Raw genomic sequence first — 17,275 nt, 5'->3', positions numbered from 1 at the left:
ACACCAGCTGAATCAGCTCCACAGGCAACACGCGGCAGCCGGCCCGGTGCACCCCTCCGGGCCGGCCCGCCGCCCCACCCCATCCGGTGCACCGCCGCCAGGGGAGCGACACCGCTCCCCCACACAGACCGGAAAGACCATGGCTTCCACCACACCGATAGACACGCCACCGGCGCGCCCGGTGCAGCGCAAGCGCGCCAGGCCCAAGGCCCCCGGACGCGCAGGCGACAAAATCTTCCTGGGCCTCTCACGGGGTTCAGGCATTCTGCTGCTCGTGATCATGGCGTCGATCGCCATGTTCCTGACCTACCGCGCGACCCTCGCCGTCTCCAAGGACCAGGGCAACTTCTTCACCACGCTGGACTGGAACCCGGTCGGCGACAAGCCGGTCTTCGGTATCGCGGTCCTGCTCTTCGGCACAGTCGTCAGCTCGATCATCGCGATGGCCATCGCGGTTCCGATCGCTGTCGGTATCGCCCTCTTCATCTCGCACTATGCGCCGCGCAAGCTGGCCGCGCCCCTCGCGTACGTCGTCGACCTGCTCGCCGCAGTGCCGAGCATCGTGTACGGCATCTGGGGCGCCCTCTTCCTGGTCCCGTACCTGGAGGGCCTGAACCTCTGGCTCGACCAGTTCTTCGGCTGGACGTACGTGCTGGACAAGACCGAGGTCGGCGTCGCCCGCTCGCTCTTCACCGTCGGTATCCTGCTCGCGATCATGATCCTGCCGATCGTGACGAGCGTCAGCCGCGAGGTCTTCCTCCAGGTCCCGAAGATGAACGAGGAAGCCGCCCTCGCCCTCGGCGCCACCCGCTGGGAAGTCATCCGCCTCTCGGTGCTGCCCTTCGGCCGCTCCGGCGTGATCTCGGCGTCGATGCTGGGCCTCGGCCGCGCACTCGGTGAGACGATGGCCGTCGCCACGGTCCTGTCGCCGAGTTTCCTCATCTCGGCGCATGTCCTGAATCCCGGCGGCGGAACGTTCGCCCAGAACATCGCCGCGAAGTTCGACGAGGCCGACCAGTTCGGGCGTGACGCCCTGATCGCCTCCGGCCTCGTCCTCTTCATCCTCACCCTGCTGGTCAACGGCGCGGCCCGGCTCATCATCGCCCGCCGCAAGGAGTACTCGGGGGCCAACGCATGAGCCAGGCAGCCAACACCGGCATTCAGGAACGCCCCACCCCTACGGCGGCCGCTTCCAGGAACAGCCTCAGCAGCCGGGCGCTCCCCCGCTGGGCCCCGCTCGCCTTCGCGGCCGCAGCGATCGTGCTCGGCGTCGGCATCGGCGCGGCGGCGGGCTGGCAGAGCCGCATCCAGTGGGGCCTGTTCTCCGCGGTGCTCTTCGTCGTCATCTCGTACATCACGACGTCGGTGGTCGAGAACCAGCGCCAGGCCAAGGACCGGCTGGCCACCAGCATCGTCTGGGTGTGCTTCCTCCTCGCCATCGTTCCGCTGGCATCGCTGGTCTGGACGACTGTCAGCCGCGGCGCGAAGGTCCTGGACGGCTACTTCCTCACCCACTCCATGGCCGGCGTGCTCGGCACGGAGCCGGGCGGCGGTGTCTACCACGCGCTGATCGGCACCCTGGAGCAGGTCGGCCTCGCCACCCTGATCTCCGCCCCGATCGGCCTGCTGACCGCCGTCTACCTGGTGGAGTACGGCAAGGGCGCGCTCGCCAAGGCCGTGACGTTCTTCGTCGACGTGATGACCGGTATCCCGTCCATCGTGGCCGGTCTCTTCATCCTGTCGATCATGCTGATGACACAGCTCCAGCCGTCCGGCCTGATGGGTTCGCTGGCGCTCACGATCCTGATGATCCCGGTCGTGGTCCGCTCCACCGAGGAGATGCTCAAGCTCGTCCCGAACGAGCTCCGCGAGGCATCGCTCGCCCTCGGCATCCCCAAGTGGCGCACCATCCTGAAGGTGGTCCTGCCCACCGCGATCGGCGGCATCACCACCGGTGTGATGCTCGCGATCGCCCGGATCGCCGGCGAGACCGCACCGATCATGCTGCTGGTCTTCGGCAGCCAGCTGATCAACCCGAACCCCTTCCAAGGCGCACAGTCGTCGCTCCCCTTCTACATCTGGGAGCAGTACAAGATCGGCAGCGAGGCGTCGTACGACCGCGCCTGGGCCGCTGCTCTGGTCCTGATCGCCTTCGTCATGATCCTCAATCTGGTGGCCCGCGGCATCGCCCGCTGGAAGGCCCCGAAGACCGGCCGCTGACGCGGCACGAAAGAAGCAGTGATTCAGATGGCCAAGCGCATCGACGTCAGCGGCCTGTCCGCCTATTACGGCTCCCACCTCGCCATCGCGGACATCTCGATGACCGTGGAGCCCCGCTCCGTGACCGCCTTCATCGGCCCGTCCGGCTGCGGCAAGTCCACCTTCCTGCGCACCCTGAACCGGATGCACGAGGTCACCCCCGGTGGCCGCGTCGAGGGCAAGGTGCTGCTGGACGACGAGAACCTGTACGGCTCCCACGTCGACCCGGTCACCGTGCGCCGCACGGTCGGCATGGTCTTCCAGCGTCCGAACCCGTTCCCGACGATGTCGATCTTCGACAATGTCGCGGCGGGCCTGAAGCTGAACGGCTCGTACAAGAAGAGCCAGCTGTCGGACGTCGTCGAGAAGTCCCTTCGCGGCGCCAACCTCTGGAACGAGGTCAAGGACCGCCTGAACAAGCCCGGCTCCGGCCTCTCCGGCGGCCAGCAGCAGCGCCTGTGCATCGCCCGCGCGATCGCGGTCGAGCCGGATGTGCTGCTGATGGACGAACCGTGCTCCGCCCTGGACCCGATCTCCACCCTCGCCATCGAGGACCTGATCGGCGAGCTGAAGGAACGCTTCACGATCGTCATCGTGACGCACAACATGCAGCAGGCGGCCCGCGTCTCGGACCGTACGGCGTTCTTCAACCTCGCGGCGGTCGGCAAGCCCGGCAAGCTCGTGGAGATCGACGAGACGGAACGGATCTTCTCCAACCCGTCGGTCCAGGCCACGGAGGACTACATCTCCGGCCGCTTTGGGTGATCAAGGACCGCCTTGGGGTGCTGCATGGCGGTGCCACCCACAAGGCAAAGGGTCCGCCCCCGCTCCTCACAAGGGAGCGGGGGCGGACCCAATTTCGGGACCCGAACCACCTGACCGGCACATCGAGGCCGCGCGGCAATTCGTTCAAGCCGGGACGACGGGCAGATCAAGCTCTTCGGCCGATCGATCAGGACCGATCGGGGACCCGTCGGAGGGCACATCAAGCCCGTCCGGGGATCGAGGACAAAGCGGCCACCGGACGACCCCGGTGCTTATCCGCCCTAACCGAACATCAGCACAATGAGCCCGTAACTGGCCGCGGCCACCAACGCCGCAGCCGGCATCGTGATGAACCACCCGAGGATGATGTTCTTCGCGACCCCCCACCGCACCGCGTTCACCCGCTTCGTCGCCCCCACACCCATGATCGCCGAGGTGATCACATGCGTCGTGGAGATCGGCGCGTGAAACAGGTAGGCCGAGCCGAACATGATCGACGCCCCGGTCGTTTCGGCGGCGAAACCCTGCGGCGGGTCAAGCTCGATGATCTTCCGGCCGAGCGTCCGCATGATCCGCCAGCCACCCGCGTACGTACCCAGCGAGAGCATCAGCGCGCAGACGAGCTTCACCCAGACCGGGATCGGGTCGTTCGGACTCTCGACATCGGCGATGACCAGCGCCATCACCACGATGCCCATCGTCTTCTGCGCGTCCTGCAGACCGTGCCCGAGCGCCATCCCGGCAGCCGAGACCGTCTGCGCGATCCGGAAACCGCGCTTGGCCTTGTGCGGGTTGGAATTCCGGAACATCCACATGATCGCGACCATCACCAGATAGCCGCCGATCAGACCGACGACGGGCGAGATGAACATCGGGATGACGATCTTGTCGAGCACCCCGTCCCAGTGCACCATCGTTCCGCCGGCCAGCGCCGCACCGACCATGCCACCGAACAGGGCGTGCGAGGACGACGACGGCAGCCCGAAGTACCAGGTCACGAGGTTCCAGATGATCGCGCCGGTGAGCGCGGCGAAGAGGATACCCATCCCCTTCTGCCCCTCGGGCGTCGCGATCAGGCCCTCACTGACGGTCTTGGCGACCCCCTGGCCCAGGAAGGCACCGGCGAGGTTCATCACGGCGGCCATCGCCAGGGCCGCCCGCGGGGTCAGTGCCCGGGTGGAGACCGAGGTGGCGATGGCGTTCGCCGAGTCGTGGAAGCCGTTGGTATAGGTGAAGCCGAGCGCGACAGCAATGGTCACGACCAGCGCAAAGGTGTCCACGTGGTTCAGGACTCCTTGACCGCAATGGTCTCCACCGTGTTGGCGACGTGCTCGAACGCGTCGGCCGCCTCTTCCAGCACATCCACGATCTGCTTGAGCTTCAGCACCTCAATGGCGTCGTACTTGCCGTTGAAGAGATGAGCAAGCAGCTTCCGGTGGATCTGGTCGGCCTGGTTCTCCAGACGGTTGACCTCGATCCAGTACTCGGTGAGGTTGTCCATCGTCCGCAGACTCGGCATCGCCTCGGCGGTCAGCTCGGCCGCCCGCGCCAGTACCTCGATCTGCTGCTCGACACCCTTGGGGAGTTCTTCGACCTGGTACAGCACGACCAGGTCGACGGCCTCCTCCATGAAGTCCATGATGTCGTCGAGTGACGATGCGAGGTTGTAGATGTCCTCGCGGTCGAACGGCGTGATGAAAGAGGAGTTCAGCTGGTGGAAGATCGCGTGGGTGGCATCGTCCCCTGCGTGCTCCGCTGCCCGCATACGCTCCGCGATCTCGACTCGGGAGGCAGAGTCCGCCCCGAGCAGTTCCATCAGGAGTTTCGAGCCCGTGACGATGTTGTCCGCGGATGCGGAGAACATGTCGTAGAAGCTCGTCTCCCTGGGGGTCAGACGAAAGCGCACGTGGGGTCCTCGGGATGCTTTGGATTCGGTCAGGCTGATGCTAGGCGCATCATCCGGCCACGGCTAACCGGCGTTCTTCAGTGTCGCGCATCGGGCACAGTGATCAGCACGGGCCCCCGGTCACGTTTCAGCTGAATTCGTTAGGATATACCCACCAGGGGTATATAAAACGGCAGGGTAAAGAGAAAACGGGAGGCAGCAATGAGCATCACCGAGGCCACAGAGGCCACGGGTCCTGCGGAAGCGACGGACCCCACATCGATCGTCACCGACCACGACCGCGGCATACACGGCTACCACCACCAGAAGGCCGAGCACGTCAAACGGCTGCGCCGGATCGAGGGCCAGATCCGCGGCCTGCAGCGGATGGTCGACGAGGATGTCTACTGCATCGACATACTGACCCAGGTCTCGGCGTCCACGAAGGCCCTCCAGTCGTTCGCGCTCCAGCTCCTGGAGGAGCATCTGCGGCACTGCGTCGCCGACGCGGCGGTCAAGGGCGGCGAGGAGATCGACGCCAAGGTCGAGGAAGCCACGAAGGCGATCGGCCGCCTCCTCCGTACCTGAGGTGACCCACCCGACGTGGGCTTCCGTCACCTCTTCTGCGCCGCCCTCCCGACCGGCCCCCTTCGTCCGTCATTCCCGGTGGTCGGTCTGCCGGGGGACGGTGGTGCGTTCGGCGGTGGCAGTCACCTCGACGTTGAGCACTTCGTCGATACGGTCCGCACTGAGCCGTTCCCCGATCGCCGCCGATGCCGCGATCATCAGCTCACCGCACAGCTCGATCTCGGCAAGGGCCACATGGTCGTGATCGGTCCGAGCGCTGAGCGTCACCACGTACGTCACCTCTCACTGCCGTCGCCGACTTCCTAGCGTAGGGAGCGGACCACGCGCCGCGCATGGCACGGACGGACCATTTCGTCCCCGCCGGATGCCTACGCGCCCCGACCGCGCCGCCACCGACCCCGTCCGCACCGCTACCGCTGCCCCTGTTGGATCTTCCCGGTGTAGATGTCCCGATCATCCGGAAGCTGTACGGTGACCGGCGTCCCGAACCCGGACAGCAGCGTCGTCGACACCACCTGCACCATCGGGCCGCCGTTGCCCCCGTTGGCGAAACTGAACCGGTGCCGCACCTTCCGCAGCCGCCCCGCCTCGTCCAGATACACGTCGAACGGCACCGCGTTCGTGCGGAACCCTCGCGCCGCCGCGGCCAGCGCATCGCGTGATCCCGGCGAGGCGGCCCGTGCCGCCCGCCCGATGTCCGCGGTCCCCCGGTAGTGCCGGACCGGCACCCCGCCCAGCTCGCTCCGCCCCAGGTACGCCACCTCGCGCGCCCCGCGCAGCAGTTCGGCGGCGGCCATCGGGTCGGTGGCCCCGCCGGTGACCAGGTTGCCGTCCTCCAGAGCCGTCGTATCGACCCTGACCCACTTGCTGTCGGGCACTCCGGCGCCACGGTTCTTCATGTACAGCGCGCCGGGGGTGAAGAGCTCGGTGATGGGACGGTGTTCCTCCTCGCCCGCGGCATCCTTCGGCAGCACGAGCGTGAGCCGGCCCAGCTGCTTGTGGAAGTCGTACGTGCCCCGGCCGGTGATCGTCACCCGCGTCCCGCCGGCCGCGGTCTCCATCGACGTACGCACCTCGGCGCTTCCGGCAACGGCCCGCCCCCCTGGCTGGTTTCCGCCCCTCCCGTCACCCCCGGCGAGCACCTCGGCCGCCCGGCGGACGACATCGACGGAATCGGCCCCGCCCCGCTCGTCCGCGACGGCCCGGCCGCCGACGACACCGCCGCTTCCGCCGCCGGCCGAACATCCGGCGGCCGCCGCCATCACGCCCACCACGGCGAGGGCGCAGACAGCGCGCGCCCCGCCTCCGGACCTGTGCTGCTGCACCACCATCGCCTGCCAACCCCCAACGACGTAACTGCTTGCCCGAGCACCCCGCCCGCTTCGCATAACGACCACCCGTGTCCCCCGTCACGCCGTGCCCGTAGGCCTCACCGCCAGGTGGCCGTCCCCAGTACCGTGGACGCGTGTATGACCAGCACACGGACGAGGCACCGCCGGCCGCTCCCGGCGCAGCGACCGCACCTCCCGCGCACGAGCCGTTCACCATCGAACGCGGCTCGTTCTGCATAGCCCGCTGCAGCTGCGGCTGGACCGGTCCGGCCCGCCGCTCGCGCGACCGCGCCCGCACGGACACCGAAGAGCACCGCTCCGCCCCTTGATCACCGATCACCCCTCTGATCGCCGATCGCTTCCCGATCGCCGATCACCTCCCCGGTCGCCGATCACCCCGACCCGCGACGAGGCCATCACCCGGAGGTCCGATGAACCTGCCGAACCGGCGCACCCTGCTCACCGTGGGCGCGGCAACAGCCCTCGCCGGCGTCACCGCATGCAACACGACCAACTCCAGCTCCGGCTCCGACTCCGGCAGCAGCTCCTCCACCACCACGACCCGCACCACGTCGAAGCCACCCGCCTCCGCCGGCCCGAAGGGCCCGGCCAACTGGTCCGCCCTGGCCAACAGCCTCGAAGGCACACTCGTACGCCCCGGCGACGCCACCTATCCGACGGCGCGCCAGCTCTACAACACCCGGTTCGACAAGCTGAAGCCCGCGGCCGTCGCCTACGTCCGGCACGAGGCGGACATCCGCGAGTGCCTGGCCTTCGCCCGCCGCAGCGCCACGCCGGTTTCCATCCGCAGCGGCGGCCACTCCTACGCGGGCTGGTCGAGTGGCAACGGCCGCCTGGTCATTGACGTCTCATCACTCTCCCGCGTCGACCGGGACGGCACCATCGGCGCGGGCGCCAAGCTCATCGACGTCTACTGGGGTCTCTCTCGGCACGGCCTGACGATCCCCGGCGGCTCCTGCCCGACGGTCGGCATCTCCGGCCTGACCCTGGGCGGCGGCCACGGTGTGGCGTCCCGCGCATACGGCCTGACCTGCGACAGCCTCACCGCGGCCACCCTCGTCACGGCCGACGGCAAGACCGTGACCGCCGATGCCAAGCACCATCCGGACCTCTTCTGGGCGCTGCGCGGCGCGGGCAACGGCAATTTCGGTGTGGTCACCGAGCTGAAGTTCCGCACCCGCCCGGCCCCGCAGACAGTGATGGCGTACATGTCGTGGCCCTGGTCACGCGCCCAGTCCGTGATCGCGGCCTGGCAGGCATGGGGCCCGGACCAGCCGGACGAGATCTGGTCATCCGCGCATCTGGCGGCCGGGCCGGGCGGCGGCAGACCGACGGTGTCGATCGCCGCCTTCAGCCTCGGCACCTACGGCGACCTGCAGAATGCCGTCGATCGCCTCGCCGACCGGATCGGCGCATCGGCCACCTCGGTCTCGCTGCGCCGCCGCAGCTACCAGGACTCGATGCTCGTGTACGCGGGCTGCTCGACGATCACCGAGGCCCAGTGCCATCTGCCGGGCAGGACACCCGGCCGCACCCCGAAGGGCGCACTCCAGCGCGAGACGTACGCCGCCGCGTCAGACTTCTTCGACCACTCCCTGCCCCCGGCGGGCATTCGCGCCCTGCTCCACCGGGCCGAGGCGTTCACCCGGATCGGCGTGCACCCGAGCGGTGGCGGCGGATCGATCGCACTGACAGCGCTGGGCGGGGCGATCAACCGGGTCGCCCCCGGCTCGACGGCCTTCGTCCACCGCCGCTCCCGGATGCTCGCCCAGTACATCGGCTCATGGCGCCCCGGCACGGCGGGCACCGCCCAACAGAACTGGCTGAAAGGCACCCACGCGGCGCTGCACCCCTACGCGTCCGGGGCGGCGTACCAGAACTACACCGACCCGAAGCTGAACGACTGGCGGCGGGCGTACTACGGCACGGCGACCAGCCGTCTGACCCGCCTGAAGAGGCAGTACGACCCTGGGCGGCTGTTCACGTTCCCGCAGGCGCTGTGACGTGGGGCGGCGGGCCGCGGAACGAACCCCGGCCCGCCGCCGCCGAACGTCTGGATCTACCGCCTACGCGGCCAGATCCTTCTCGCCGACGCCGCCGCCCGACCCCCGGCGCGGCTCGGGGATCCCGAGCGCCCCGCCCCGGCCCTCGGCCGTGGCCGGCACCGGACGGCGCGACCGCACCAGCCGACCCACCCGTTCCGACCGGGAGACGGCCGTCACCACCGGAGTCAGCAGCGCCATCGCGAGCGGCGCGAGCAGCAGCGCGGTGGCCGTGCCGAGCGCGAATCCGCCGATGACGTCGGTGGGGTAATGGACCCCCATGTAGATCCGGCAGAACCCTTCCAGCAGCGCGAGGGCGATCGCGGCGAAGCCGAACCTGCGGTTGGCCACGAACAGCCCGACGGCCAGAGCCATCGCCATGGTCGCGTGGTCGCTCACAAAGGAGAAGTCGTCCTTCCCCGACACGAGGACGTCCAGTCCCTGGTGGTCGTGGAACGGACGCGGCCGCTCCACGAAGCCCCGGATCGGAATGTTGACGAGCAGTGCGATACCGGCGGCGAGCGGCGCCCAGACGATCCCGGTGACAGCCGTCACCGAATCCTCGGCCGTGCCGCGCCGGCGAACGCTCCACCAGCACCACAGGACCACCAGGACCATGCCGAGCATGATCCCGTACTCGCCGACGAACTCCATGACCCGGTCGAACCAGGTCGGAGCGGACTTCGCGAGCCCATTGATGTCGTAGAGCAGGCTGACGTCGGGGTTCGACCCATCCAGTGCGAGTCCAGCCATCTGCTGCGGCCCCTTGCCTTGTCTGCTGCCGCGGTGCACGCCCGTGTGCACCGCTTATGACGAACCCCCGTGTTCGGTTCGACCACCGCGTCGATCGCTACTTCGATCCCTGCGGCGATCGCTACTGCGTGATGCGTGTGACTGTGCCGGTCAGTGCCACATGGTCAGTGCGCATGCTGTCCCAGTCCAGGGAACGACACGCTCCGGGCGTACGTTCCACTCTCCACCGAATGATCACCATGACGTTATCGAAGAGTGACTCATCGTCGCAGCTCAGGGCCCAGGCTTCACAGAGAGTTCCGGCCACGTCCGACCCTGCGTCATACCGTCGGAAGCGCCGTCGGAAGGGCCGCGGCCCCGTCCTTCGTGACGCGTGTCGCACCGAAGTAGTCGGGCGTGTCGATCTTGTCGAACCGGATCACTGCCCCGGTGTACGGCGCATTGATCATGTATCCGCCGCCGACGTACAGCCCCACATGGCGGATAGCCCGGGAGTTGGTCAGGTCGTCCGAGAAGAACACCAGGTCACCGGGGAGCAGCTCGTCCCGTGACGGGTGCGGGCCTGCGTTGTACTGATCGTTCGCCACGCGCGGCAGCTCGATGTCGACGGTCCGGTACGCGGCCTGCGTCAGCCCGGAACAGTCGAACCGCCCGCCCTGATCGGCCGTGCCGTTCCCGCCCCACAGGTACTTCGTACCGAGCTTCCTCTGCGCGAAGTAGATCGCCCCGGCCGCCTGCCGCGACGGCTCGACCCGCCCGACCGGCCGGGCGAAGCTCTTCTCCAGGGACCGGATGATTTTGACGTAGTTCTGTGTCTCGGAGATCTGCGGTACGCCGCCCGCCCTGATCACCCGGTACGCACCGGCGTTGTACGCGGCGAGCATGTTGTCGGTCTGATCCCCCGGCACCTTCTTCACGTACCCGGCGAGTTCGCAGTCGTAGCTGGCGGCGGACGGGATCGCGTCGGCCGGATCCCATACGTCCCGGTCCCCGTCGTTGTCCCCGTCGATCCCGTGACCGGCCCAGGTCCCGGGGATGAACTGCGCGATTCCCTGCGCCTCGGCCGGGCTCTGGGCCCTGGGGTTCCACCCGCTCTCCTGGTAGAGCTGGGCGGCCAGCAGAGCGGGGTTGATGGCCGGGCAGAGGTTGCCCCACTTCTGGACGAGCGGCTGGAACTTCGCCGGCACGGCCCCCTTGGCCAGGCCGACGGCCCCGTTGCTGCCGAGGCCGGCGGCAGCGGAGTACGTACCGACGACGAGCAGCGCCATGAAGCACATGGCCAACCCGATGCCGATCCCACCGGCCATCCAGAATTTGCGCACGCCACAACCATCCCCCATCGGGGCAGGGTTCAAGGGCCGTTTCGCGGGTGTGTGCGAGTTGTCCGGATCACCACGGTCATGGCTGCCGTCGGTGACACCGACCAGCCATCAGGACGCCCCGGTGGACCAGTAGTCGGAGCGGACGTTGGGACGAGGCAGCGGGTAGACACCTTTGTACGACGGGCCGTTCGGCTCGGAGGTGGAATCGGCGACCTTCGACTCCTTCACGCACGGGCTGTCCGCCTCGAAGAACGCCTGCCCCTTTCCGCGGAAACTCAGATTGATGCCGAACCCGGCCTTCGTCTGCGCGTAGACCGCCGGGAACTCCTTGTCGTTGTTGATCCCCTTGATCCGGTAGTCGTTCTTCCGCCAGAACTTCTCCACCCTGTCGAGGAATTCCTCGCGCCGCCCGGCCGACACGATGGTCATCACGGTGCGCCTGCGGGTCACGTCGCAGCTTCCCGTCGTCGTCGGACCGTGCGGGCGCAGTGATCAGCGGCCGGTCCGCCACTGCACGTATGCGACCACACAGGCACCGGACGGGGCATGGGCCCCAGGACCCAAAATGCCTCTCAAATTCCGCAACGTCAGGACGCGCTGACCGACCAGAAGTCGGAGTGGACGTTGGGACGGGGGAGAGTCTCCACGCCCGTATAACTGGGCCCATTCGGCTGGGTGGTGGAATCGGCAACCTCCGACTTCTCCACGCATGGGCTGTCAATCTCGAAGAACGCCTGGCCTTCGCCTCCGATGATCAGAGTGACCCCGAAGCCGTCCTTCGTCTGAGCAAAGATCGCCGGCACATCCTCATCGTTGTTGACCGCCTTGATCCTGTAGCCGCTCTTGCGCCAGAAGCGATCCACTACTCCCAGGAAACTGCCGCGACGCTCGGCCGACACGATGGTCATTACTGCACGCCTTCGAGTTACGTCACACGTGCCGGTGGTGGTCGGACCGTGTGTCCACTGCACCTCCGGTTCAATCTCCTTCAGTACGGCGTCGAGGATTCCATCGGCCCGGACCGCCGCCTCCTGCATATTCATATCCGTCCGCTTCCCTCCATTCGCACAACCTGAGATTGCCATGCACAGCAGAAGTGCCGCCGTCGCGATCCGCAAGAGGAATCTCATCGGTACTCCTCCGTCTTAAGTTTTTGGGAGCGCCCTGCCGCAACTAGAGCGATGTTGCTTGCCGATACCGCGTCTCTGTCCGGGTCAAAGTACTGGGAGTGCGCATCGATCGAGAATCCTCTTCTGCTGATCAAATCCGGCCCTTCATCCACAGGAAAGCGCCTCGCACCAAATTCCCGACTAGCCGGGTCCTTGCCGAACCAGAGATCGTCATCTCCCGAGTCGGCGAGATCTCCAGCCACATGGGCAACGGGTGGCCCTCCAGCGATCAACCCCACCGCGCCGACAACAGCCTGCTGTTTGGAAGGAAGCTTGGTCACCACGTCGTTCTCGGCCGCCCCGACGAAGACGTGGTCCTTCCCGACCCCGAGATCCTCGGCATGGTCCACACCGACACCGGGACTGCCGACGAGGACGATGTCATCCACTCCGGGAATCCCGTCGCCTTGCTGTGTGGCTGCTCCGACAGTGCGCGAGCCATACGAGTGCCCAATGGCCGTCAAGTGCGGATCTTCATTCTCATTCGTGGCCACCAAGCCACGCATAAACCCGTTTAATGCGCTGCCGCCCCTCTCCGCCCTTTCGTCGCCCATTACCGCCAAGCTCCTAATTCCGTCCGGCGTCTGCGGTGCGTCATAACCAAGCCAGACGATCGCCGCACTGGAATGATCGAGGTAACGAGTTCCGATCGCCGTGTCACGAGCACGCTTGAGGTCACCCTCCGCGAAGTCCTTATCCAGCGCCGTGTTCAACCCCGGAACATATGCCGACACATTTCTTGCCGTATCCGGATTGCCAAACGAGACGATCGCCCGTCCGTTTCCCTCGTCGCCAATCCCGAGCAGATACATGGCGGGCTCACCAGGTTTGCGCGGCAACTGCAGTTGCCGATCGATCTCCCTCAGCCCCGCCAACTGCGTCTCCGCCATCTCGTCGTCCCGCCCCTCCAGCTTCCCGATCAGCAGCTGAAGGTTGTCCCGGTTGGCCGCATCCCGTACCACCGCCGGGATCCCGTCCAAGTTGCCGATCCGGTCCGGGTACACCGCGAGGTACTCCTCCCGCTGTTCCTGCGTCAGACCGGCCCACCACGCCTTCCGTTCGGCCGGGCTCGCATCGTGCGGGATGGCGTCTTTCAGGTATCCGCGTGCCGCCCCTCATACGGCTGCCGCGTCCGTCGCCGCGTCCGTCCAGGTGGCGTCGGGGACCTTCAGCCCCTCCTCGGCCTTCAACTTCCGCAGGATCCGCGCGTACCGCCAGTCGATCTCCGCGGCCGTCCGTACGGCCTTTTCCAGCCGGTCCGCGATCTCCTGCGCTTTCGCCGCATGCGGGTTGGGTGCGACGAGCCCCGAGGACGGCAGCAGTCCCGGTAACCCCCGCCCGGTCGCGGTCCCGCCCGGCAGCGGCTCCCCGTCGATCAGGCCTTCGCCGGCCTCGGGGTACGTCACCGACCCGTCCGCGTGCACCGTGAAATTCAGGGCGTCCGCATCGCTCAACGCTCCTTGCAGCACTCGCTGTTGGGCCCGCATCTCGTGCGCGAGGCTGTTCAGCGCGGTACGGAGCAGGCCGCACTCCGTGTACACGTACTGGAAGTTCCGGCTCAGCTGCCGCAGCCGCGCCACAGCCGCATCGGCAGCCTCGCCCTGCTGCGTACCGCTCAGGCCGTTCATCAGCTGCTTGTCGATGCTGTCCCGGCCCGCGTCGGCCCGGTTGCTCGCCCGGCCCCACCCGTCGGCCGCGCCCTCCAGCTCGGCGCACTTCAGATCACGTAACTGCGCCCAGGTGAGTGTCGAAGTCACTGCCCACCACCGCGCGCCGCCACCGGTGCGAAGGACTGCCTCACGGCCTCGTTCGTCTCACCCTGGGCGCGTGCGACATCCCGCAGATTCCCGGCGAGGCTCCGGCACTCGCCGCGCGCGGCTTCGATCCGCCGCTGCCACGACTCCCGTACGGCGCCCAGTTCGGTCAGCGCCTCCAGCCCTGCGGTACCCGCCACGACGCCCTCGTGCGCGGTCTCCAGCTCGGACTTCACCGGACCCAGCTGCGTGTGCAGCGCCTCCGCTCCCCCGGCAGCCCGCATCCAGGGTCCATCGCTGTGCCTCAGCTCATCCCCGCCACCGCCACCTCCCCCTGCCCCGCCCAGATCACGCAGCCTCTGCCTCTGCCCGCCCACCACGGCCACGCCGCTCACCCCGCTCCTTGATCGTGGAGCGGCACTGTGCCAAATCCGGCCTGCTCGACACGCCGACCGCGGCAGCCCCTGGGACGGGCGTACGGCCCTGAATTCCAGGGCCGTACGCCCGCCGCGCCCGTAGCCACATTCACCCGAATGATGGGCCGTCGGACCGCGGCCAAGGACTCGAGCCCGGTTCAAAAGGAAAGATATAGCCCATCTAGTCACACTTGTTGGCGAGATACCACTTTCCTGGCTGTCTCGCATGGTTCCATCTCGTCATGGAGGAGATCAGATGATGACTGGAGACCGACAGCAGGACAGCTACCGACAGGCGGCCACGTCTCGGCGGCGGCTGCTGGCCGCTGCCGCCCTGGCACCGGTGCTGGGCGGGCCGGGCTCGGCCGTCGCTCGCGCGATGCCCGCCGGGGGGCACAACCACCGGCGGGTCAGGCCGGTGACCACCACCGTGGCGGACTGGGCGGCCGTAGCGAAAGTGCTGGGCCGCAGCGGCAACCTGCTGCGAGGGACGACGTACCACACCCCCTTCCCCCGCGACGATCTTCGCGTCGTCGTCGAGGGCGACATCGTCATCACACCGGAGCTCGCACTGGGTGCGCACGTGGCCTTCGTCCGCTACGCCGACGGCAGCACGATGTGCATGGGCGATGTGGCGGTCACCGAGGACGAACTGCAGCGGGTGATCGACGCCTGGCAGGAGAATGGAATTGCGCAGACCGCGCTCCACAAGCATCTGCCCGCCCATAGCCCCGACATTTGGTGGGTCCACGTCCACGGACACGGCCATGACGAACTGGCCCTGGCGCGCGGCCTGAGCGCGGGATTCGAACGCACCGGCATCCCGCCGGCAAGACCGTCCGGCCCGCCGAGCCCCGTCCACCTGGACATTGCCGGAATCGAAGCTGCGCTGGGCGCCAAGGGTTCCAGCGACGGCATGGTCTACAAGGCCGTCTTCGCCCGCCGCGAGACGATCTGCGACGGCCATCTGGTATTGCCCTCCGGTCTGGGCGCGACCAGCGCGTTCATCTTCCAGCCGCTGAAAGACGGCAGGGTAGCGCTCAGCGGCGACTGCGTCATGCTCGCAGAGGAGGTCCAGAACGTACTGGGAGCCTTGCGGAGGGGCGGGATCGAGCTCGTCGAGCTGCACAACCACCACTTGACGGAGAGCCCCCGCCTGTTCTTCACCCATTTCTGGGCCGTGGGCGACGCCGTCGAGCTCGCCGGAGCGCTGCGCTGCGCAGTGGATGCCACCAACGTGGTGCCGACCAGCGGCGTGTGACGAGCAGACGGCGGATTGCTGCCCCCACGACATCCCCGTGCTGCCGGTGACGGTTCTTCGCGGTCGGCTGCCCCGCCCCCACCGCCCCGCAGGCCATCACCGGGGGCGGCCCGCGACCCCTTCATGTGGGCCAATTGCCCCACAGTGGTGCGTGCCCCGGCGGTCTGCGGGGTACCCACGACATACTTATGCCCTACTTCATCCCGGTAGGTGCTGCATCACCCCTCAGAACCCATATCTGGAGCTCCGTATGGAACCAGTCACCACCCCGCGGAACTGCCCGTTCGACTATGCCGAGGCCCTCGAATTCGACCCGCTGCTCAGGCAGCTGCAGTCCGAAGAACCCGTTGCCCGCATCCGGCTGCCCCACGGCGACGGAGAGGCATGGCTCGTCACCGGCTACGACGACGTGCGCACGGTGACCACCGACCGGCGTTTCAGCCGCAGTGCCATCATCGGCAAGGACTTCCCGCGCATGACTCCTGAACCCATCGTTCAGGACGAGGCGATCAACGTGATGGACCCGCCGGCCAGCAGCCGCCTGCGCAGCCTGATCTCCAAAGGTTTCGCGCCGCGCCACATGGAACGCATGCAGGTCCGCACCCAGCATGTCGTGGATGAGCTGCTGGACCGGATGGAGGAGCAGGGCTCGCCCGCCGACCTCTTCGAGCACCTGGCCGCCCCGCTGCCCCTGACCACCATCTGCGAGGTCCTCGACATCCCCGAGGACGACCGCGCGCAACTGCGTGCTCACGCGCGGACCATGATGGACACCACCATCGACAACCGGGACGACGCGGTACGGGCCAAGGCCGACCTCCGCGCGTACTTCGAGACGTTGACGGCGGACCGGCGCGAGAACCCGGGCGACGACCTGATCAGTGCGCTGGCCACCGCACGCGACGGGGACGAGCTCCTCAACGACCAGGAACTGACCGTCATGGCCATGGTCCTGCTCATCACCGGCCAGGACACCACCACGTACCAGATCGGGAACATCGCCTATACCCTGCTCACCCGGCCCAAGGAGCTCGCCATGCTGCGCGAGCGTCCCGAGATGCTCCCGCAGGCCATCGAGGAGCTGTTGCGGTTCATCCCCTTCCGCAAGGGCGTCGGCATTCCTCGCGTCGCCCTGGAAGACACGGAGCTGAGCGGGGTGAAGATCCGAGCAGGGGACATCGTGCACGTCTCCTATCTGACGGCCAACCGCGACGGCCGGAAGTTCGACCGGCCCGACGAGCTCGATCTGGAACGCAACGGTCCGTCCCATATGACCTTCGGCTGGGGCGGCCATCACTGTCTCGGCGCCCCGCTCGCCGCCACGGAACTCCAAGTCGCACTCGGAACCCTCCTCGAACGCTTCCCGGATCTCAGGCTGGCGAAGCCGGCCGAAGAAGTCCGTTGGAACAAGACGTCGATCTGGCGCTATCCGCTGGCACTTCCCGTCACCTGGTGACGTCGATATTTCCAGCAAGGCACCGACCCCTTACGTCCGGCAACGAGGGCGGCGCCGATCAGGTGAAGCAGCGCTGCGACGGCACGCGGACACCGGCGGGGCCGCCCCGCCGGTGTGGTGCCACGCCCCGCACGGCGCGATGTGTCCCGCCCGCCACGGGACGCGTAGCCAGGGGCGGCGGGACGGGTCGTGTGCGGGCCGGACGACCCCGGCTCCGGGGCCCGCTCGCCGCGACCACGGAAAGGGCTGTCAT

At 67.7% G+C, this 17,275-nt stretch carries 16 protein-coding genes and 2 pseudogenes; 8 read left to right on the top strand and 10 right to left on the bottom strand.

The genetic code is table 11. The features are described from left to right. The first annotated feature begins 139 nt into the window (after positions 1-139). The 3 genes from pstC to pstB are packed head-to-tail and all read left to right on the top strand — an operon-like array spanning position 140 to position 3,024. Positions 140-1,138, top strand: a complete 999-nt coding sequence (gene pstC / locus ACWCP8_RS34570) for a phosphate ABC transporter permease subunit PstC (RefSeq protein WP_352268779.1) — start codon at positions 140-142, stop codon at positions 1,136-1,138. Next, positions 1,135-2,220 carry a phosphate ABC transporter permease PstA gene (gene pstA / locus ACWCP8_RS34565; protein WP_352268780.1) on the top strand — a complete coding sequence of 362 codons (1,086 nt, stop codon included), beginning with the start codon at positions 1,135-1,137 and terminating at the stop codon, positions 2,218-2,220. The genes pstC and pstA overlap by 4 nt, the downstream gene beginning before the upstream one ends. A gap of 27 nt (positions 2,221-2,247) precedes the next feature. Continuing rightward, on the top strand, positions 2,248-3,024 hold the full coding sequence (gene pstB / locus ACWCP8_RS34560) for a phosphate ABC transporter ATP-binding protein PstB (RefSeq protein ID WP_352268782.1): 777 nt from the start codon (positions 2,248-2,250) through the stop codon (positions 3,022-3,024). 281 nt (positions 3,025-3,305) lie between these two features. Here the strand turns inward: pstB and ACWCP8_RS34555 are convergent, their stop codons facing one another. Both ACWCP8_RS34555 and ACWCP8_RS34550 read right to left on the bottom strand, forming a co-directional pair. Continuing rightward, positions 3,306-4,304 (bottom strand): inorganic phosphate transporter, encoded by a 999-nt coding sequence (locus ACWCP8_RS34555; protein ID WP_352268784.1) that lies wholly within the window; start codon positions 4,302-4,304, stop codon positions 3,306-3,308. 5 nt (positions 4,305-4,309) lie between these two features. Then, a complete protein-coding gene (locus ACWCP8_RS34550) occupies positions 4,310-4,930 on the bottom strand; it encodes a DUF47 domain-containing protein (RefSeq protein ID WP_030924980.1) in 621 nt (206 codons plus the stop codon). A gap of 201 nt (positions 4,931-5,131) precedes the next feature. Between ACWCP8_RS34550 and ACWCP8_RS34545 the strand changes: the two genes are divergently transcribed. Next, a complete protein-coding gene (locus tag ACWCP8_RS34545) occupies positions 5,132-5,497 on the top strand; it encodes a metal-sensitive transcriptional regulator (RefSeq protein ID WP_352268785.1) in 366 nt (121 codons plus the stop codon). Between the two features lie 69 nt (positions 5,498-5,566). Here ACWCP8_RS34545 and ACWCP8_RS34540 read toward each other — a convergent pair whose 3' ends face one another. Both ACWCP8_RS34540 and ACWCP8_RS34535 read right to left on the bottom strand, forming a co-directional pair. Continuing rightward, entirely contained in the window at positions 5,567-5,767 is a 201-nt protein-coding gene (locus tag ACWCP8_RS34540; protein ID WP_451120227.1) for a hypothetical protein, read from the bottom strand. Positions 5,768-5,907: 140 nt separating this feature from the next. Beyond that, the gene (locus ACWCP8_RS34535; protein WP_451120225.1) at positions 5,908-6,828 is read right to left on the bottom strand and encodes a hypothetical protein; all 921 of its coding nucleotides are present in this window, start codon (positions 6,826-6,828) and stop codon (positions 5,908-5,910) included. A gap of 134 nt (positions 6,829-6,962) precedes the next feature. On the opposite strand from ACWCP8_RS34535, the gene ACWCP8_RS34530 reads away from it, so the two are divergent. Together ACWCP8_RS34530 and ACWCP8_RS34525 are read left to right on the top strand one after the other, a co-directional pair. Next, complete coding sequence (locus ACWCP8_RS34530; RefSeq protein WP_352268788.1) at positions 6,963-7,157, top strand: hypothetical protein; 195 nt, start codon at positions 6,963-6,965, stop codon at positions 7,155-7,157. 102 nt (positions 7,158-7,259) lie between these two features. Beyond that, positions 7,260-8,852: an FAD-binding oxidoreductase gene (locus ACWCP8_RS34525; protein WP_451120223.1), complete on the top strand. Its 1,593-nt coding sequence runs from the start codon at positions 7,260-7,262 to the stop codon at positions 8,850-8,852. Positions 8,853-8,915: 63 nt separating this feature from the next. On the opposite strand, the gene ACWCP8_RS34520 is transcribed toward ACWCP8_RS34525, so the two are convergent. From ACWCP8_RS34520 to ACWCP8_RS34495, 6 genes and pseudogenes are all read right to left on the bottom strand, one after another. Beyond that, positions 8,916-9,644 (bottom strand): phosphatase PAP2 family protein, encoded by a 729-nt coding sequence (locus ACWCP8_RS34520; protein WP_451120221.1) that lies wholly within the window; start codon positions 9,642-9,644, stop codon positions 8,916-8,918. Positions 9,645-9,964: 320 nt separating this feature from the next. Further along, on the bottom strand, positions 9,965-10,951 hold the full coding sequence (locus ACWCP8_RS34515; RefSeq protein ID WP_451120265.1) for an NlpC/P60 family protein: 987 nt from the start codon (positions 10,949-10,951) through the stop codon (positions 9,965-9,967). A 123-nt stretch (positions 10,952-11,074) separates the two neighbouring features. Beyond that, positions 11,075-11,446: pseudogene (locus ACWCP8_RS34510) on the bottom strand (hypothetical protein); the annotation flags it as partial. Between the two features lie 107 nt (positions 11,447-11,553). Then, positions 11,554-12,096: a hypothetical protein gene (locus ACWCP8_RS34505; protein WP_451120219.1), complete on the bottom strand. Its 543-nt coding sequence runs from the start codon at positions 12,094-12,096 to the stop codon at positions 11,554-11,556. Next, positions 12,093-13,892: pseudogene (locus ACWCP8_RS34500) on the bottom strand (alpha/beta hydrolase). The gene ACWCP8_RS34505 and the pseudogene ACWCP8_RS34500 overlap by 4 nt, the downstream one beginning before the upstream one ends. After that, the gene (locus ACWCP8_RS34495; RefSeq protein ID WP_352268795.1) at positions 13,889-14,173 is read right to left on the bottom strand and encodes a hypothetical protein; all 285 of its coding nucleotides are present in this window, start codon (positions 14,171-14,173) and stop codon (positions 13,889-13,891) included. Before ACWCP8_RS34495 ends, ACWCP8_RS34500 begins: the two are co-directional and overlap by 4 nt. Positions 14,174-14,564: 391 nt before the next feature. Here ACWCP8_RS34495 and ACWCP8_RS34490 point away from each other — a divergent pair, with 391 nt between their 5' ends. Both ACWCP8_RS34490 and ACWCP8_RS34485 read left to right on the top strand, forming a co-directional pair. Next, complete coding sequence (locus ACWCP8_RS34490) at positions 14,565-15,566, top strand: DUF1259 domain-containing protein (RefSeq protein ID WP_451120217.1); 1,002 nt, start codon at positions 14,565-14,567, stop codon at positions 15,564-15,566. Positions 15,567-15,816: 250 nt separating this feature from the next. Beyond that, complete coding sequence (locus tag ACWCP8_RS34485) at positions 15,817-17,022, top strand: cytochrome P450 (protein ID WP_356003265.1); 1,206 nt, start codon at positions 15,817-15,819, stop codon at positions 17,020-17,022. Positions 17,023-17,275 lie beyond the last annotated feature (253 nt).

This window comes from Streptomyces sp. NPDC002206, from assembly GCF_053593595.1.
This window is presented reverse-complemented; position numbering and strand designations above follow the sequence as displayed.

Coding starts and splice junctions, on each gene's coding strand:
- ACWCP8_RS34520 (WP_451120221.1), bottom strand. CDS start 9,644: ATGGCTGGACTCGCACTGGATGGGTCGAACCCCGACGTCAGCCTGCTC.
- ACWCP8_RS34485 (WP_356003265.1), top strand. CDS start 15,817: ATGGAACCAGTCACCACCCCGCGGAACTGCCCGTTCGACTATGCCGAG.
- ACWCP8_RS34525 (WP_451120223.1), top strand. CDS start 7,260: ATGAACCTGCCGAACCGGCGCACCCTGCTCACCGTGGGCGCGGCAACA.
- ACWCP8_RS34545 (WP_352268785.1), top strand. CDS start 5,132: ATGAGCATCACCGAGGCCACAGAGGCCACGGGTCCTGCGGAAGCGACG.
- pstA (WP_352268780.1), top strand. CDS start 1,135: ATGAGCCAGGCAGCCAACACCGGCATTCAGGAACGCCCCACCCCTACG.
- pstC (WP_352268779.1), top strand. CDS start 140: ATGGCTTCCACCACACCGATAGACACGCCACCGGCGCGCCCGGTGCAG.
- pstB (WP_352268782.1), top strand. CDS start 2,248: ATGGCCAAGCGCATCGACGTCAGCGGCCTGTCCGCCTATTACGGCTCC.
- ACWCP8_RS34535 (WP_451120225.1), bottom strand. CDS start 6,828: ATGGTGGTGCAGCAGCACAGGTCCGGAGGCGGGGCGCGCGCTGTCTGC.
- ACWCP8_RS34515 (WP_451120265.1), bottom strand. CDS start 10,951: ATGGCCGGTGGGATCGGCATCGGGTTGGCCATGTGCTTCATGGCGCTG.
- ACWCP8_RS34490 (WP_451120217.1), top strand. CDS start 14,565: ATGACTGGAGACCGACAGCAGGACAGCTACCGACAGGCGGCCACGTCT.
- ACWCP8_RS34495 (WP_352268795.1), bottom strand. CDS start 14,173: ATGCGGGCTGCCGGGGGAGCGGAGGCGCTGCACACGCAGCTGGGTCCG.
- ACWCP8_RS34505 (WP_451120219.1), bottom strand. CDS start 12,096: ATGAGATTCCTCTTGCGGATCGCGACGGCGGCACTTCTGCTGTGCATG.